At 61.3% G+C, this 13,931-nt stretch carries 19 protein-coding genes; 8 read left to right on the top strand and 11 right to left on the bottom strand.

Going from position 1 to position 13,931, the window contains the following annotated elements; translation table 11 throughout:
• The first annotated feature begins 226 nt into the window (after positions 1 to 226).
• From BC363_RS02675 to BC363_RS02660, 4 genes are read left to right on the top strand one after another with little or no spacing between them, the layout of a single operon-like run.
• Positions 227 to 727: a YbjN domain-containing protein gene (locus tag BC363_RS02675; RefSeq protein ID WP_025427918.1), complete on the top strand. Its 501-nt coding sequence runs from the start codon at positions 227 to 229 to the stop codon at positions 725 to 727.
• A gap of 1 nt (position 728) precedes the next feature.
• Positions 729 to 1,547, top strand: a complete 819-nt coding sequence (gene proC, locus BC363_RS02670) for a pyrroline-5-carboxylate reductase (RefSeq protein WP_065786373.1) — start codon at positions 729 to 731, stop codon at positions 1,545 to 1,547.
• A gap of 15 nt (positions 1,548 to 1,562) precedes the next feature.
• A complete protein-coding gene (locus BC363_RS02665) occupies positions 1,563 to 1,904 on the top strand; it encodes a tRNA-binding protein (protein ID WP_065786374.1) in 342 nt (113 codons plus the stop codon).
• Positions 1,905 to 1,908: 4 nt separating this feature from the next.
• A complete protein-coding gene (locus BC363_RS02660) occupies positions 1,909 to 2,472 on the top strand; it encodes a dual specificity protein phosphatase family protein (RefSeq protein ID WP_065786375.1) in 564 nt (187 codons plus the stop codon).
• A 56-nt stretch (positions 2,473 to 2,528) separates the two neighbouring features.
• Here BC363_RS02660 and BC363_RS02655 read toward each other — a convergent pair whose 3' ends face one another.
• Genes BC363_RS02655 through BC363_RS02640 form a run of 5 tightly spaced genes read right to left on the bottom strand, consistent with a single transcriptional unit; the run spans position 2,529 to position 5,827 of the window.
• The gene (locus tag BC363_RS02655) at positions 2,529 to 3,032 is read right to left on the bottom strand and encodes a tetratricopeptide repeat protein (protein WP_065786376.1); all 504 of its coding nucleotides are present in this window, start codon (positions 3,030 to 3,032) and stop codon (positions 2,529 to 2,531) included.
• Positions 3,033 to 3,075: 43 nt separating this feature from the next.
• Positions 3,076 to 4,458 carry an ATP-binding protein gene (locus BC363_RS02650; RefSeq protein WP_065786377.1) on the bottom strand — a complete coding sequence of 461 codons (1,383 nt, stop codon included), beginning with the start codon at positions 4,456 to 4,458 and terminating at the stop codon, positions 3,076 to 3,078.
• Complete coding sequence (locus tag BC363_RS35295) at positions 4,445 to 4,594, bottom strand: hypothetical protein (RefSeq protein WP_161491354.1); 150 nt, start codon at positions 4,592 to 4,594, stop codon at positions 4,445 to 4,447. Before BC363_RS35295 ends, BC363_RS02650 begins: the two co-directional genes overlap by 14 nt.
• Before the next feature lie 3 nt (positions 4,595 to 4,597).
• A complete protein-coding gene (locus tag BC363_RS02645; RefSeq protein WP_065786378.1) occupies positions 4,598 to 5,299 on the bottom strand; it encodes a response regulator transcription factor in 702 nt (233 codons plus the stop codon).
• A gap of 45 nt (positions 5,300 to 5,344) precedes the next feature.
• Positions 5,345 to 5,827: a MarR family transcriptional regulator gene (locus BC363_RS02640; protein WP_065786379.1), complete on the bottom strand. Its 483-nt coding sequence runs from the start codon at positions 5,825 to 5,827 to the stop codon at positions 5,345 to 5,347.
• A 271-nt stretch (positions 5,828 to 6,098) separates the two neighbouring features.
• Between BC363_RS02640 and BC363_RS02635 the strand changes: the two genes are divergently transcribed.
• Complete coding sequence (locus tag BC363_RS02635; protein WP_065786380.1) at positions 6,099 to 6,989, top strand: branched-chain amino acid aminotransferase; 891 nt, start codon at positions 6,099 to 6,101, stop codon at positions 6,987 to 6,989.
• A gap of 141 nt (positions 6,990 to 7,130) precedes the next feature.
• On the opposite strand, the gene BC363_RS02630 is transcribed toward BC363_RS02635, so the two are convergent.
• Positions 7,131 to 7,397, bottom strand: coding sequence for a hypothetical protein (locus BC363_RS02630; RefSeq protein WP_065786381.1), 267 nt, complete (start codon positions 7,395 to 7,397; stop codon positions 7,131 to 7,133).
• Positions 7,398 to 7,733: 336 nt separating this feature from the next.
• On the bottom strand, positions 7,734 to 8,357 hold the full coding sequence (locus BC363_RS02625) for a DUF1236 domain-containing protein (protein ID WP_065786382.1): 624 nt from the start codon (positions 8,355 to 8,357) through the stop codon (positions 7,734 to 7,736).
• Between the two features lie 245 nt (positions 8,358 to 8,602).
• On the opposite strand from BC363_RS02625, the gene BC363_RS35290 reads away from it, so the two are divergent.
• Together BC363_RS35290 and BC363_RS02620 are read left to right on the top strand one after the other, a co-directional pair.
• Positions 8,603 to 8,767: a hypothetical protein gene (locus tag BC363_RS35290; RefSeq protein WP_202618520.1), complete on the top strand. Its 165-nt coding sequence runs from the start codon at positions 8,603 to 8,605 to the stop codon at positions 8,765 to 8,767.
• A 69-nt stretch (positions 8,768 to 8,836) separates the two neighbouring features.
• Positions 8,837 to 9,478 (top strand): MBL fold metallo-hydrolase, encoded by a 642-nt coding sequence (locus BC363_RS02620; RefSeq protein WP_065786383.1) that lies wholly within the window; start codon positions 8,837 to 8,839, stop codon positions 9,476 to 9,478.
• 210 nt (positions 9,479 to 9,688) lie between these two features.
• Here BC363_RS02620 and BC363_RS02615 read toward each other — a convergent pair whose 3' ends face one another.
• From BC363_RS02615 to BC363_RS02605, 3 genes are all read right to left on the bottom strand, one after another.
• Positions 9,689 to 10,120 carry a BA14K family protein gene (locus BC363_RS02615; protein WP_065786384.1) on the bottom strand — a complete coding sequence of 144 codons (432 nt, stop codon included), beginning with the start codon at positions 10,118 to 10,120 and terminating at the stop codon, positions 9,689 to 9,691.
• A 144-nt stretch (positions 10,121 to 10,264) separates the two neighbouring features.
• Complete coding sequence (locus BC363_RS02610; protein WP_025427905.1) at positions 10,265 to 10,480, bottom strand: cold-shock protein; 216 nt, start codon at positions 10,478 to 10,480, stop codon at positions 10,265 to 10,267.
• A 705-nt stretch (positions 10,481 to 11,185) separates the two neighbouring features.
• Complete coding sequence (locus tag BC363_RS02605; protein WP_065786998.1) at positions 11,186 to 12,082, bottom strand: DMT family transporter; 897 nt, start codon at positions 12,080 to 12,082, stop codon at positions 11,186 to 11,188.
• 129 nt (positions 12,083 to 12,211) lie between these two features.
• Here BC363_RS02605 and BC363_RS02600 point away from each other — a divergent pair, with 129 nt between their 5' ends.
• Complete coding sequence (locus BC363_RS02600) at positions 12,212 to 12,640, top strand: hypothetical protein (protein ID WP_065786385.1); 429 nt, start codon at positions 12,212 to 12,214, stop codon at positions 12,638 to 12,640.
• 40 nt (positions 12,641 to 12,680) lie between these two features.
• Here the strand turns inward: BC363_RS02600 and BC363_RS02595 are convergent, their stop codons facing one another.
• Positions 12,681 to 13,868, bottom strand: a complete 1,188-nt coding sequence (locus BC363_RS02595; protein ID WP_065786386.1) for a PQQ-dependent sugar dehydrogenase — start codon at positions 13,866 to 13,868, stop codon at positions 12,681 to 12,683.
• Positions 13,869 to 13,931: the final 63 nt, after the last annotated feature.

Genomic DNA, 13,931 nt, shown 5'->3' with positions numbered 1-13,931 from the left:
TACCCGGCTATTTTTCGGCCGGGGGGCTGGCAGCCTGACTCCGCCATTATACACTGATTTTAAATGATGATTCGAAACGGACCACGCAAGCTCCAGGCAGGGTAAGTCAGCCAGGATGGATGTGAGTTCAGCAATCATAGTGTGTTCTTATTCAGTGCCGGGTTTGCAGAGTTGCGTCTTGTGAACGTGATAACGCGCGCCTGTGTCGCGCCTACTAGGGTGATGCATGAGCCTTTTGGAAATGGAAATCGAGCGTCAGTCCAATCCGGTCGATATGATCGAGTTTGTGGCCGCCACCAATGACTGGTCATTCGAACGGTCGGGCGAGGACGAGATCGCCATGACCGTCGAAGGCAAGTGGGCGGACTACCACGTTTCCTTCTCGTGGATGGAAGAGTTCGAGGCGCTGCATCTTGCCTGCGCCTTCGACATCAAGGTTCCCGATAGCCGCGTCAACGAAGTCATCCGTCTTCTGTCGCACATCAACGGTCAGGTGCTCATGGGGCATTTCGATCTTTGGCGCCAGGAAGAGGTGGTGATCTTCCGCCAGTCGCTGCTGCTCGCCGGCGGCGCCGAGCCCACCAACCAGCAGGTCGAGGTTCTGCTTTCGAGCGCGCTTGACGCCTGCGAGTCCTATTTCCAGGCGTTCCAGTTCGTCGTCTGGTCGGGCATGGATGCGCAGCGCGCCGTCGACGCGGTCCTGTTCGAAACGGTCGGGGAGGCCTGATATGGCTGCCGTCGCTTCCGGTCCCATCGTTCTTGTCGGCGCCGGCAACATGGGCGGCGCCATGCTCAGCGGCTGGCTGAAGAGCGGCGTCAAGGGCGCCGATATTCTCGTGATCGATCCCGGTCCGCAGCCGACCATGGCAAAGCTGATCGCCGACAATGGCGTCAGCCACGCAACTTCGGCTCCTGACGGTGTTGAGGCTGCGGTGGTCTTCATTGCCGTCAAGCCGCAGGTGATGGAGGCGGTGCTGCCGCCGCTGAAGACGCTTGTCGGTCCGGGCACGGTCATCGTTTCGGTTGCCGCCGGCAAGACGCTTGCCTTCATCGAAAGCCATCTAGGCGCTGCCGCCACCGTGCGCGCCATGCCCAACACGCCGGCGATGATCGGGCGCGGTGTCACCGGTGCCTTTGCCAATGCCCGCGTCAGCGACGCGCAGCACGGCCAGGTGCATGATCTTCTGAAGGTCAGCGGCCCGGTCGAATGGGTCGAGACCGAAGCCGATATCGATGCCGTCACCGCCGTTTCCGGCAGCGGTCCGGCCTATGTCTTCTACCTCGTCGAGTGCATGGCGGAGGCCGGGCGCAAGGCCGGTCTCAAGGCGGACCTCGCCATGCGGCTCGCGCGGGAAACCGTCGCGGGGGCTGGTGAACTCCTTCATCAGTCCCCCGACGATGCTTCAAGGCTGCGCCAGAACGTAACGTCGCCGGGCGGCACGACCGCCGCCGCGCTCGCGGTGCTGATGGCCGATGACGGGATGCAGCCACTTTTCGACAAGGCCATCGCCGCTGCCCGCCAGCGCGCCGAGGAACTGGCCGGTTAATTCAAGAGCATTGTCATGTCGGAAACGATTACTTTCGCAGATTTCGAACGCGTCAATATTCGTGTCGGTACCATCATCGAAGCCGAGGTTTTCCCCGAGGCACGCAAACCGGCCTACAAGCTGAAGATCGATTTCGGCCCTGAGATCGGCATAAAAAAGTCATCAGCGCAGGTCACGGTTCACTACCAGCCTGAGGATCTCGTCGGGCGGCAGATCATGGCCGTGGTCAATTTCCCGCCACGCCAGATCGGTCCGGTCCGTTCCGAAGTTCTGACGCTGGGCTTTGAAGACGAGGCCGGCGCGATCGTGTTGGCTGCTATCGACAAGCCGATCCCCAACGGCCGGAAGCTGATGTGACCCGATGACAATCCATGTTGATCTGATACCCGAGCGCGTGAAGGTTTCCTGCCTTTGGCGCGCGGCCGATGCGGCGCGCGACTGGCGTGCCAGCCACGTTCTCTCGCTGCTCGACCCGGAACTGCCCGATACCGACGTGCCCGTGATCGCCGATGCGAGCCACCGCGTCGTGCGCATGCGCGACCAGGAAAACGCCGTCGCGACGCAACACTTCCCGGACCTTGTGCTTGATGTGTTCGAAGCGATGCGTCCCGCCGCCGAGGAAACGTCGAGCCGCATTCTGGTGCATTGCCACGCCGGCGTCAGCCGATCGACCGCCTTTGCCTATGGGCTGATCGCCCACCAGCTCGGTGCCGGCCGCGAGGACGAGGCTTTCCGGGCGCTGCTGACGATCACCAGAAAGCCCTGGCCGAACCGCCGGATCATCGAGATCCTCGATGCGTCGCTCGGTCGTGAAGGCCGGCTGCTGGCGCCGCTCGACGCCATGCGTGCCCGCCATCCGCGCCGCATCGATGCCTGGCACCGCTTCAATGAGCGACGCGGCCTGATTTCCATCTACACCCGCTAAAGCCTGTTCCCCGAAAGTGTGCAGCGCTTTCGGGGAAACGACCTGTGTCGGTATGCTCACGCATCGGGCAGCAGGGCGTCGGCATAACGCTTGAGCGAGCCGTTGTAGCGGGGCAGATGGCGTGCCAGCCTGCCGAGCGCCAGGCCCGCCGCTTCCCGTGCCCTTCCGGCATCGACGAGCGAGAGCGCCAGAAAGGCGGCGACCGCGTCATCCAGTTCGTCTGATGGCATCGTGCGCTCGGCCTCGAGCAAGGCAATGCTCTCGCCGATCTGCCCGAGATTACGAAGCGTGCTCGCAAGCTGGATGGTGGCGCGGCGGCGGCGCGTGCCGGACAGGCCGCTGGCAAGCGCCTGACGGTACAAGGGTGCGGCGTTTGCCTCATTGCCGAGGGAATCCTGAGCCGATGCCCGTTCGAAAAGGCCGATCGGATCGCCGTCCGGCAACTCTGCCGCCAGCGCTTCCAGTTGCTCGACGAACGCTCCCGCGTCCATATGGCCGAAATCGGCCCAGTGCAGAGCCAGTCGCTGTTCCCAATCGTCCCAGTCTAGCGTGTCGGACATATCAGGCACCTCCGTATTTGCAGCATTGACCGGCTTGCCACGATCACGCCGGCACGCGCACGGTTGCCCGCAGACCGCCAAGCGGGCTGTCGCCGAGCGTGACGTTGCCGCCGTGGCTACGGGCGATGTCGCGGGCGATCGCCAGGCCGAGACCGGTTCCTGAACTGTCGAGGTTGCGCGCCTCGTCCAGGCGGAAGAACGGCTTGAACACATCCTCGCGCGAGCGCTCCGGGATGCCGGGGCCGTCGTCGTCGACGGTGATCGTCACCCATTTGGCGCTGTGGCGTGCGTCGATGTTGACCCGGTTGGCGTAGCGGTAGGCGTTGGATGCGAGGTTTGCGACGAGGCGCGTGAAGGCGTTCGGTCGGACGCGGACCTCATCCTCGCCCTCGATCGAGGTGGTCAGAGTCTTGCCGTGCAGTTCGGCCTCGGCGGCAAGGCGCGTCATCAGGTCGCTGAGCTTCAATTGCCCGACGTCTTCCTCCGCCTCGCCACGGGCGAAGGCGAGGTAGCCTTCGAGCATGTTCTGCATGTCGTCGACATCCTGATTGAGGCTCTCGAGGTCCGGGTTGTTGCCGGCCAGCGCCAGTTGCAGCCTGAAGCGGGTCAGGATGGTTCGAAGGTCGTGGCTGACGCCGGTGAGCATGGCCGTGCGCTGCTCGATCTGGCGCTCGATGCGCTCGCGCATCTGGATGAAGGCGAGGCCGGCGCGGCGAATTTCATCGGCGCCGCGCGGCGCGAAGTCGTCGATCTTCTGGCCTTTGCCGAAACTCTCTGCCGCTTTGGTCAAAGCCAGGATCGGCCGGATCTGTCCGCGCAGGAACAGGATGGCGATCGACAGCAGCACGAGCGAGGTGCCGACCATCCAGACGATGAAGATATGCGTGTTGGAGGCGTAGGCCTGGTTGCGTCGGGCATAGACCCGGAGCATGCGGCCGTCGTCGAGCTTGATGCGGATTTCGACAAGGTTGGAATTGCCGACCGTGTCGATCCAGAAGGGGCGGCGGATCTGACTGGAAATCTCCTCGCTAAGAATCTGATCGAGGATTTCGAAGAACGGCTTTGGCCGCGGCGGCGGCAGTTCGCCGCCCGGTTCGACCGAGATGCTGAGATCGAGCTGGTCGCGGGCGATGCGGACGATTTCGGAGATATCGCGATCGGCGGGGAAGGTGGCGATCAGATCGACGATCGCAGCGACGTCGCCGGTGACGGCGGCCGAGAGGCGCTGCGTCACCAATTGCCAGTGTCGCTCCATGAAGACGAAGGCGACAACCGACTGCAGCAGCACCATCGGGATGATGACGATAAGCAGCGAGCGGGCATAAAGCCCCATCGGCAATCGCCGGCGCAGCCAGCGGGTGAAGCGCTTCCACGGGTTGTCGGTCGCGTTTGCCGCCTCGCGCCGGATGCTGTCAAAGCTTGCCATCGGTTTCCGCTGCGCTCATCGAAAGGATCGCCACTCTGAAGCGCGTCGCGATCTCTTCGATTCGCTCCTTGCGCTTTAATTTCTTGTATCTGCGCATGTCGTTATCGCAAAACCGCTGCGCACTTTTGCGCGACATGCTCTAGTCCACGCTCAGCCTGTAGCCGATGCCGCGGACCGTCTGCAGCCAAACGGGATTGGAAGGATCGTCCTCGATCTTGCGCCTCAGGCGATTGATCTGGACGTCGATGGTACGCTCGCCGACCTCGGCGTCGTCGCCGATCAGTTCGTGCCGGGGGATCGTCTCGCCGGCGCGTTGCGAGAACAGTGTCATGATTTCCTGCTCACGGTCGGTGAGGCGGATGTGATCGGCGCCGCGGCGAAGCTCCTTGCGCACCACGGAGAAGGTGTAGGGACCGAAGATCACCTGGTCAACCTTGGGCGCCTGCGCGGGCTGGTTGCGCCGCAGGATATTGCTGATGCGCAGCACCAGTTCGCGTGGCTCGAAGGGCTTGGAGAGATAATCGTCGGCGCCGGCTTCAAGGCCTTCGATGCGGGAATTCGATTCCGCCAGCGCCGTCAGCATCAGGATCGGCACTGTCTTGATCTGGCGCAGGCTCTGCGTCAGGGAAATGCCGCTTTCGCCGGGCATCATCACATCGACGATCAAGAGGTCGAAATCGAGACCGACGAGCTTGCGTCGCGCTTCATCGGCGTCGGCGGCGGTCGTGACGCGAAAACCCTGTTCGACCAGATAGCGATTGAGCAGATCGCGGATGCGCCTGTCGTCGTCGACGACCAGAAGATGGGCGGCATCGTCGGAGACTGTCGCTTTTGTTGTCATGCCTAGCTTTCCCCCGTCGCCCGCCGATCGCGGGCTTTCGACATTTCAGTCCCCGGCGCCGTTCTTCATGCAGGCAAGGAAGCGCTTGACGGTGTCGCGTGCGCCGGGACCCGTCTTTGCCAATGCATCGGCTATGCGGCGGGACTGTGGCTCGGCAAGCGCGCGTGCCAGCGCCTGACCTTCCTCGGTGGTGTAGAGCATGCGCTGGCGCCGGTCCTCGGGCCCTGTAACTTGCCGGATATAACCGGAATCGATCAGTTGCTTGAGCACGCGGGCAAGGCTCTGCTTGGTGATCTTGAGCGTGTCGAGCAGGTCTGCCACGGTCATGCCCGGCTCGCGGTCGACGAAATGCACGACGCGATGATGCGCGCGGCCGAAGCCGCTCTTTTCGAGGATCGCATCCGGATCGGAGGTGAAGTCGCGATAGGCGAAGAAAAGCAGCTCGATGATTTCGAAGTCGATCGTATCATCGTCATGCGCGACCGTGTCGGCCACATATCGGTTGTCTTCTTTGGATTGGCCGGCCACGCGGTCATTTCCTTTCAGCCAAGTTGCAACTTACGAAACAATCGGAAAAATATGTCAGCTTTATTGACATATTTTTACCGCGTTGGTAGCGTCCATGCTCGGTAAGCGAGACATTTGGCGGCGGTAACACCTCGGGAGGATATGCCGCGCCGCACTGATCGCAAATCCAAAATCTCGAAATTGAATTTTCCCACAATCAGTTTGCCGATAAACTGAAAGCGGGAAGATAATCAACAGCAAGAATGGCGCACAAGCGCCGGAGGACGACATCATGGCAGCGGTTCCTTTTGATCAGTTGGACGGCGAGATCTGGTTCAATGGCGAGTTCGTCGCGTGGAAAGACGCCAAGATCCATGTGCTGACCCACGGTCTGCACTACGCAAGTGCGGTATTCGAAGGCGAACGCGCCTATGGCGGGCGCATCTTCAAGCTCACCGAGCACAACCAGCGCCTTCACAACTCCGCCGAAATCCTCGGCTTCAAGATTCCCTATACGGTCGAAGAACTGGATGCGGCAAGCGTCGAGCTTTTGAAGCGCCAGGGCTTTTCCGAAGCCTATGCCCGGCCGATCGCCTGGCGCGGCAGCGAGATGATGGGTGTTTCGGCCCAGAGCAACCGCATCAACGTGGCGATCGCCATCTGGCAATGGGGCAGCTATTTCAACCCGGCCGAAAAGCTCAAGGGCATTCGTCTCGATATCGCCGAATGGCGCCGCCCGGATCCGAAGACGGCGCCGTCGAAGTCGAAGGCTGCCGGCCTCTACATGATCTGCACCATTTCCAAGCATGCGGCGGAAGCCAAGGGCTATGCCGACGCGATGATGCTCGACTATCGCGGTCAGGTGGCGGAAGCGACCGGCGCCAACATCTTCTTCGTCAAGGACGGCGTGATCCACACGCCGGTTCCGGACTGCTTCCTCGACGGCATCACACGGCGCACGGTGATCGAGCTTGCCAAGCGCCGCGGCTACCAGGTGGTCGAACGGGTGATCATGCCGGAAGAACTGTCTGATTTCAGCGAGTGCTTCCTCACCGGTTCCGCCGCCGAGGTCACGCCGGTTTCCGAGATCGGCCCCTATCGCTTCACGCCGGCAACCATCTGCGAAACGCTGATGAACGACTATATGAAGGAAGTCTATCCGGTTGCTGCGGCGGCCGAATAATCCGCCTCGCTACGGCGCCGCGCGTCTAAATAGACGCGCGGCGCTGTAAATCGATCCCGATTTAAGGAATTATGCAGTAGAATGCAGAAAAGGCGGCCATGGGCCGCCTTTTGTCTTGCTACGGATATCGTCCGGAAGGCGTCAGGCTTGCTTGCCGAGGAACTGACCGACGATGCCGCTCAACACGCCGCCGCCGACGAGCCCGCCAAGCGCCTGCATGGCAAGACCAGTCGCGGCTGTTTCGCCGCCGAGCATCTGGATCAGGAATCCTCCGCCGAGGCCGCCGATAGCGCCGACGATCGTGCGTGCGACGACACTGAATGCCCCTTGCTTCAAGACTGCGCTGGCTGCGTTTCCGCCGGCCGCCCCCGCGATCAATTGGGTAATGATTGGCATTAATGCTTCCATTGATCCCTCCGTATCAAGGCCCGCCGAAGACGAGCCGCCAAATGCCGATGATCCGGCAAGGATAGGTTGAGACCGAATCTGGACTCTTGTCAATTTGGCGAAGTGACGGCGGCGGCGCAGGAAGGCTTTGCTCGCTAAAATGTTGCCGTTTCATGCCGAAAACGGCAATTATCGAGCTCTAAAAGGCAGAAGACGACAGAATTACTACAACGTTCGGACACTGTTTTCGCCGAGCTGGGTGTGCAACCACTGATTCGCTGCAGTGCAAACGAGAACTCCAGCGGCCAAGGTCCGCTGGAGCTGGTTGGGCGTTTTGCCTCTGATTGGGCGCGGCGTTTAGCGATAGACGTAAACGATACGGCGCGTTGCCGGCTCGACCAGAACAGGCTGGCCGTTGATGCTGACATAATCGTAGTCGTAGTCCGGCACCCGGCGCACTTCGACCGCTTGCGGCAGTTCGGCGCCGACAACGACTTCGCCGTCGAGATAGATGGTTTTGCCAGGGTTGGTGGTGATATAGGTCCGTACGGTGTCCGGCGGTACGATGGGCTCGACGTCTTCCACAGGGCCAAGCAACTCGTCGCCCGGTGCCGGCAGTGGCGGATCGCCAGCTTGCGCCTCATAGGTCACGACCGGGACTGCAAGGTCGGAGCGTCGATCCTGAACGACGACGGCCGAGCCGTCGAAATCGGTTGTCAGATATTGGGCATAGACCCAGCCGCGAAGGCCGTTGACGTCGATGCGGCACCACTTGCTGCCTTCGATGCAGCCATCAAGGACCGCAATGCTGCCACGTGTGGCCAAACCAACGGTCGGATATTGCGGGCCCGGGCCGGCGCGGACATTGAGGTCAGTGACGGTTGTGGCGGTCATGGCTGCGAAGGCTGCCGAAGTGCCAGCTACGAGTACGAAACCTGCAGCCGCGGCAGTTCGCAACAGGGGGCTGGTAAGGTTCTTCATCATCATGCTCCTTCTTTATGGCTGAGGGGCAAACGCGGCGATGGTGGGGATGTTCCCCCGGTAACGTCACGAAATGTGAAGATGCGACATACTCAAACTGCAGCGGTTCAACCCGGCGTTAGCCTAAGGGAACCGTTTCGCGATCGAGGTGCTCTTCCTGTCTATGTCGGGCAGGGCGCTTGCGGCAAACGATCAGCGGTATGCCCGCGCGAAGAAGGCGAGCGCAGGCAGGAGAGGGAGGTTCAATGTCGAATTCAGCTGTTAATCCGATAAACCCCGCCGTCAACGCATTGCGCCCGGTGGTGGCCATCGTCGTTGCCGCCGAGTTGCTTGTCTCGGCCCTGTTGCTCGCCACTGTACAATTCCCGACACCCCAGCCCCCCTCTGCGGAAATTGCAAGCCTGCGTTAATTCGCGCTGTGTCTGATGCCGTTTGGCGCTATAGGTGTGCCAACGACATCTGAGTGAGGCACAGACGGCATGCTACAGGCGGGCATTATCCCGGTTACTCATTTCCAGCAGAACTGCACGGTTCTCTTCGACGCTGAAACCAAGGAAGGCGTGATTGTCGATCCCGGCGGCGACGTTGACGTGATCCTGCAGACCATCCAGGAGAACGGCATCACGCTGAAGGCGATCTGGCTGACGCACGGCCACATCGACCATGCCGGCGGCGCCAAGGAACTGAAGGAAGCGCTCGGGCTTTCGATCATCGGTCCGCACAAGGACGATCTGCCGCTGCTGTCGCGGCTCGAAGAGCAGGCAGAGAAATTCGGGCTGGCGATGAAGGTCGAAAACGTCGTGCCCGACCAGTGGCTGGAAGACGGCGATACCGTCGCCTTCGGCAACCATGTGTTCGAAGTCCTGCATTGCCCCGGCCATGCGCCTGGCCATGTGGTCTATTTCAACCGGGCGCAGAATTTCGCCCATGTCGGCGACGTGCTGTTTCACGGCTCGATTGGCCGAACCGATCTTCCCGGCGGCAACCACCAGCAACTGCTCGATTCCATACGCGACAAGATCCTGCCGCTTGGTGATCAGGTCGGTTTCATCTGCGGGCACGGTCCTGGCGGTCAGATCGGCGAGGAGCGGCGCACCAATCCCTATTTGCGGGGTCTCTGACCCCTCCTGCATAATTCCTTAAATCGGAATCGATTTGGGGACAAAATTATGCAGAAAATCAAAGTTTTACAGCGACCTTTGCGCGCCTGAACAGGCGCGCGGCGCAGTCACGTCCGGCATTCTGCTTGCAGGATATCGGTCGACAGCAATGAAAAAACGCATGCCCCCGGGGAGGCATGCGCTTTTTTTGCCCGCGTGACGGGGTTTGTATCAGCCTGCGTCGCAGAAGTAGCTGCGGCCGTCGTAGCCGCGGAACGTGCCGTTGTCCGGGTTGAACGAGCGGTAACGCTGCGAGCAATAACGGTACCAGGACGGGGTCCAGGGCTCGAGCGAACCGTAGCCGCCGCCATAGTTGTCAATGACAACCGGGCGCGGGCGATAGACGGGGCGCGGACGGTAGACCGGGCGCGGCTCGTAATAATCAGGTTCCGGATCGATATAGACGCGCTCGCTGTAACGCGGCTGCGAGGCGATCGCGCCGCCGATGAGCGTGCCCGCGACCAGGCCTGCTGCGCCTGCCGCCCATGCGTCGCTGTGATCATTCCGGCGGTCCCAGTCACCGGCCTCAGCGGTGCTGAGGGTCGGGAGAACCGAGGTGGCTGCGATGATCGAGAGAACCGCCGCTTTGATGAACTTGTTCATTGGCTTCAATCCTATGCATGGCCCGGATCCGGTTCCGGCCTTCATGATGAAAGAAGGTTAACCGTGCCAAACTGAACGGAGCCTGAACAAAAAAACCCGGCATCACTGCCGGGCTTCAACTTGAATCTTTCAGCAGAACCGGTGTTAGCCGGAGATCTGCAGGTTGACCGCCTTCGGGCCTTTGCCGCGGCGATCCGGTTCGGTGTCGAAGCTTACCTTCTGATTTTCCGACAGGCCGTTCAGGCCGGAAGCCTGGACAGCGGAAATGTGTACGAAGATATCCGCACCACCGTTGTCAGGCTTGATGAAACCAAAGCCCTTGTCGGTGTTGAAGAATTTTACAGTGCCAGTTTCGGCCATGCGTCAGGTCCTTTTCTCTCCACCCGTTTGACGGACGGGTAGCATTGCAGTTTGCCCGGTTGGGCGTTGGGCAGGCAGTTCTCGATATTTGAGGAAAGGTTCCTGTTACCGCAGCCAGCCATCGGAAAGGTTGCAAACAAGCGTCCCCCCAGTCTGGCCACCCGGAGTTTTTGCGTCTCCGGCCCGCTTTTATTTCAAGATCTTCCCGTGCTCGTAGATTGCCCGAACAGAGTAAGATTGATGGGTTTATTTTGAATTGGCAAGCAAAACTTTTTAGAAGTTGTATTGCGTCTTGCCATTGCTCAAAATTCGCCCAGTTGCGGAATATTCGGGTGATATTGAAGATGCATCGCAAGCTGTTGAAATCACAGGTTTTTGAACGAATGTACCGATAAGTTGAGTGCTTTGCGCCATTTTTCGCCGCAATCGGTGAGGCCGTCATGGCGACCAAGGAGGTCCATTCATTTGGCAAGCGACTGATATGTTTGAAGCTTCTCTCCAAGGCAATGGCGTGGGGCGCTGCGTCAACCCGCCTTGCAGAAATCCTGCAAGTAATAACCGAAAGCGGCCAGGTTGCATCGAGGCGTTTTAAAGTGAAGCAATAGCTTTGCGGGTCGGCGTAGTAACAAGTAACGCAGCAGTTCAGTACCCGCCGAAATCAAGGGTTATAGTTCTGCCGGCCCTCTCAGGCACGCCGATTCCGCCTCAGGCTGCGGCTTCCTTCCGGGCGCCTTTCGTGATTTCGGGCACGATCTCGACGACGAGCATGGCCGCAAAGATGATGGCGCAGCCGATATAGCCGATGGGCGTGATGATCTCCCCTAGTAGCAGAACGCCGAAGAGCGCGGCAAACAACGCCTCGCTCGACAGGAAGATCGCCGCCTGCGGCGCCGTGGTGTAGCGCTGCCCGACGACCTGGCAGATGAAGGCCACGCCGCTGGAGAAGATGCCGGCATAAAGGATTTCAGGCAGCGCGCCCTTCACCGCCGCCATGCTCAATGGTTCGAGAGCCGAAGCAACGAGGCAGCCGAGCACGGCGCAAACGGCAAACTGCGTCATCGACAGCAGCATCGGCCGCCCACTGCTCGGTGCGAAGATGCCGACGAGCATCAACTGCAGCGCCCAGAACAGGGCGCAGACAACAGTCAGATAATCACCACCGGTCAGGCTCGACAGCGCGCCGCCGCTCAAGAGGAAGATGCCGAGCAGTGCCATCAGCGCACCGGGCCAGATGATCCAGTGCGGCTTGCGCCGGAGGAAAACGACCGTCAGCACCGGGACGAAAACGACGTAAAGTCCGGTGAGGAAACCGGAATTGGTGACGCTGGTGGTCAGCAACCCGTATTGCTGCGTGACGGCGCCGGCAAAAAGCGCAAGCCCGACAAGCACGAAATTGCGAATGGTCTTGCCGGTCAAAGGCTGCGGCGCCCGCCTGGTTTCGACGACGGCGAGCGGCAGCGCGACCAGCGTTGCGATGGCAAAACGAAGCGTGATGAACCAGAGCGGGCCGATCGCCTGCATTGCCGTCGACTGGGCGACGAAGCCAGCACCCCAGATGGCGCCGGAAAACAGCAGGAATAGATTGGCCTGGACGCGGGTCATCATTGCTCTCCTCAGATGCATCGCCGTCTAGCAGTTGCGATTTTCGCGGGCAAGGCTCATCGTCGGCCGCAGACGCAGTCCGCCTGACGTACCGGTGACGGTTGCCATGGTGGTGATGGGGAGGTGGAGATGGGCGAGAGCGGTTATTCCGGAACGCCGCTTGTCCGCAAGCTCGGCTTGAGGGACGGCCAGTCAGCGCTGCTGCTTGGTGTTCCCGGCGATCTGACCGACATCACCAGCTTTCCCGGGTTCGCCAGTTGCGAAACCTCCGCCGACGGCCCGGCGTCACGCCGGCACGATTACATCCACGTCTTCGCGATTGCGAGGGCAGAGCTTGAGGTGTTGGCGCCGCGGCTTGCGGCAAGCCTGAAGGCCGACGGCATGATGTGGATCTCATGGCCCAAGCGCGCATCGAAGGTTGCAACCACGCTGACGGAAGACGCATTGCGCGAAATCTTCCTGCCGCTTGGTGTCGTCGACACCAAGGTCTGCGCCGTCGATGCGGTCTGGTCCGGATTGAAGTTCATGTTCCGGAAGGACGTTCGCGCCGGCCTCTGATCCCGATTGAGGATTTATACCAACCTGCGCTGATATCGACCTATTGCGCCGGAGCCTTGGAGACTCTCAGCAGCGCGCCATCCTCTTCGTCCGTCACCATCAGCAGTGCGCCGTCCGGCGCCTCCACGACATCGCGGATGCGGCCGAACTCACCTTCGAACAGCCGCTCTTCGGAGGTGATCGCGCCGGTGTCGTCCCGCTCCAGCCGGGCGAGGAGCTGATATTTCAGCGCCGCCACCAGCAGGTTGCCGTCCCACTCCGGAAACATCTTGCCGCGATAGACGGCGAGCGCTCCGGGCGCAATCGAGGGATCCCAGTAGTAGAGCGGCTGGTCGAGGCCATCCTTTGCCGTGCCTTCGCCGATCTCCGCGCCCGAATAATCCTTGCCATAGGTGATCACCGGCCAGCCGTAGTTGTGGCCCGGCTGCGGGTTGTTGACCTCGTCGCCGCCGCGCGCGCCGTGCTCAACGGTCAGAAGCGTGCCATCCTTCGGATCGATGACAATGCCCTGCGGGTTGCGGTGCCCCTTCGACCAGATTTCCGGCAAGCCCTCCGTGCCGCCCCGATAGGGGTTGGTGGCGGGAATGCTGCCGTCGGCGTTGATATGCAGGATGGCACCGGCATGGTCGTGCAGATCCTGGGCGCGCTCGGGCTCGCCTCGGTCGCCGATGCCGAAGAACAGGCTGCCGTCCGGTGCGATGGCGATGCGCGAGCCGAAATGCTGGCCCTTGCGGGTCAGCTTGTTCATGCGGAACAGTTCCTTGACATCGCTCAGGCCGTTGTTGTCGGCCGACAATGTCGCCCGCACCAGCACGGTTCCGAAGCCGCCGCCGCCATTGGCAGCGAGCGTCAGGTAGAGCGTGCGGCTGGTGGCAAAGTCGGGGGTAAGCGCAATGTCGAGCAGGCCACCCTGGCCCTGTTCGACCACCTCAGGCACGCCGGAGAGCGGCGCCGAGGCCTTGCCGTCGCGAATGATGCGCAGCCGGCCGGCGCGCTCGCTGACGATGTAGCTGCCGTCCGGCAGAACCTCGACGGACCAGGGGTGTTCGAGCCCGCTCGCCAGCGTCTCGACCAGCACGTCGCCGTGTTGAGAGGGGAACTCGCGCGTTTCCTGCGTATGGGCAGCAAAAGGGGCAGCAAACAATGTCAGACCGGCAAAGAGGGGTATCGCGCGAACTGTCCGCGCCCTCCGGGTGGTTTCCAGCCTTGATGCCTGCGCCTGCCGCATTCGATATCTCCGATCCGTTGATGCCGTCTCCTGGCAAGCTGGAGCGGTCGTCCGGTTCGTTCA

Source organism: Ensifer sp. LC384, from assembly GCF_001695865.1.
GTDB lineage: Bacteria > Pseudomonadota > Alphaproteobacteria > Rhizobiales > Rhizobiaceae > Ensifer.
The sequence above is the reverse complement of the archived record's forward strand: the minus strand, read 5'-3'. Positions and strand labels throughout refer to the sequence as shown.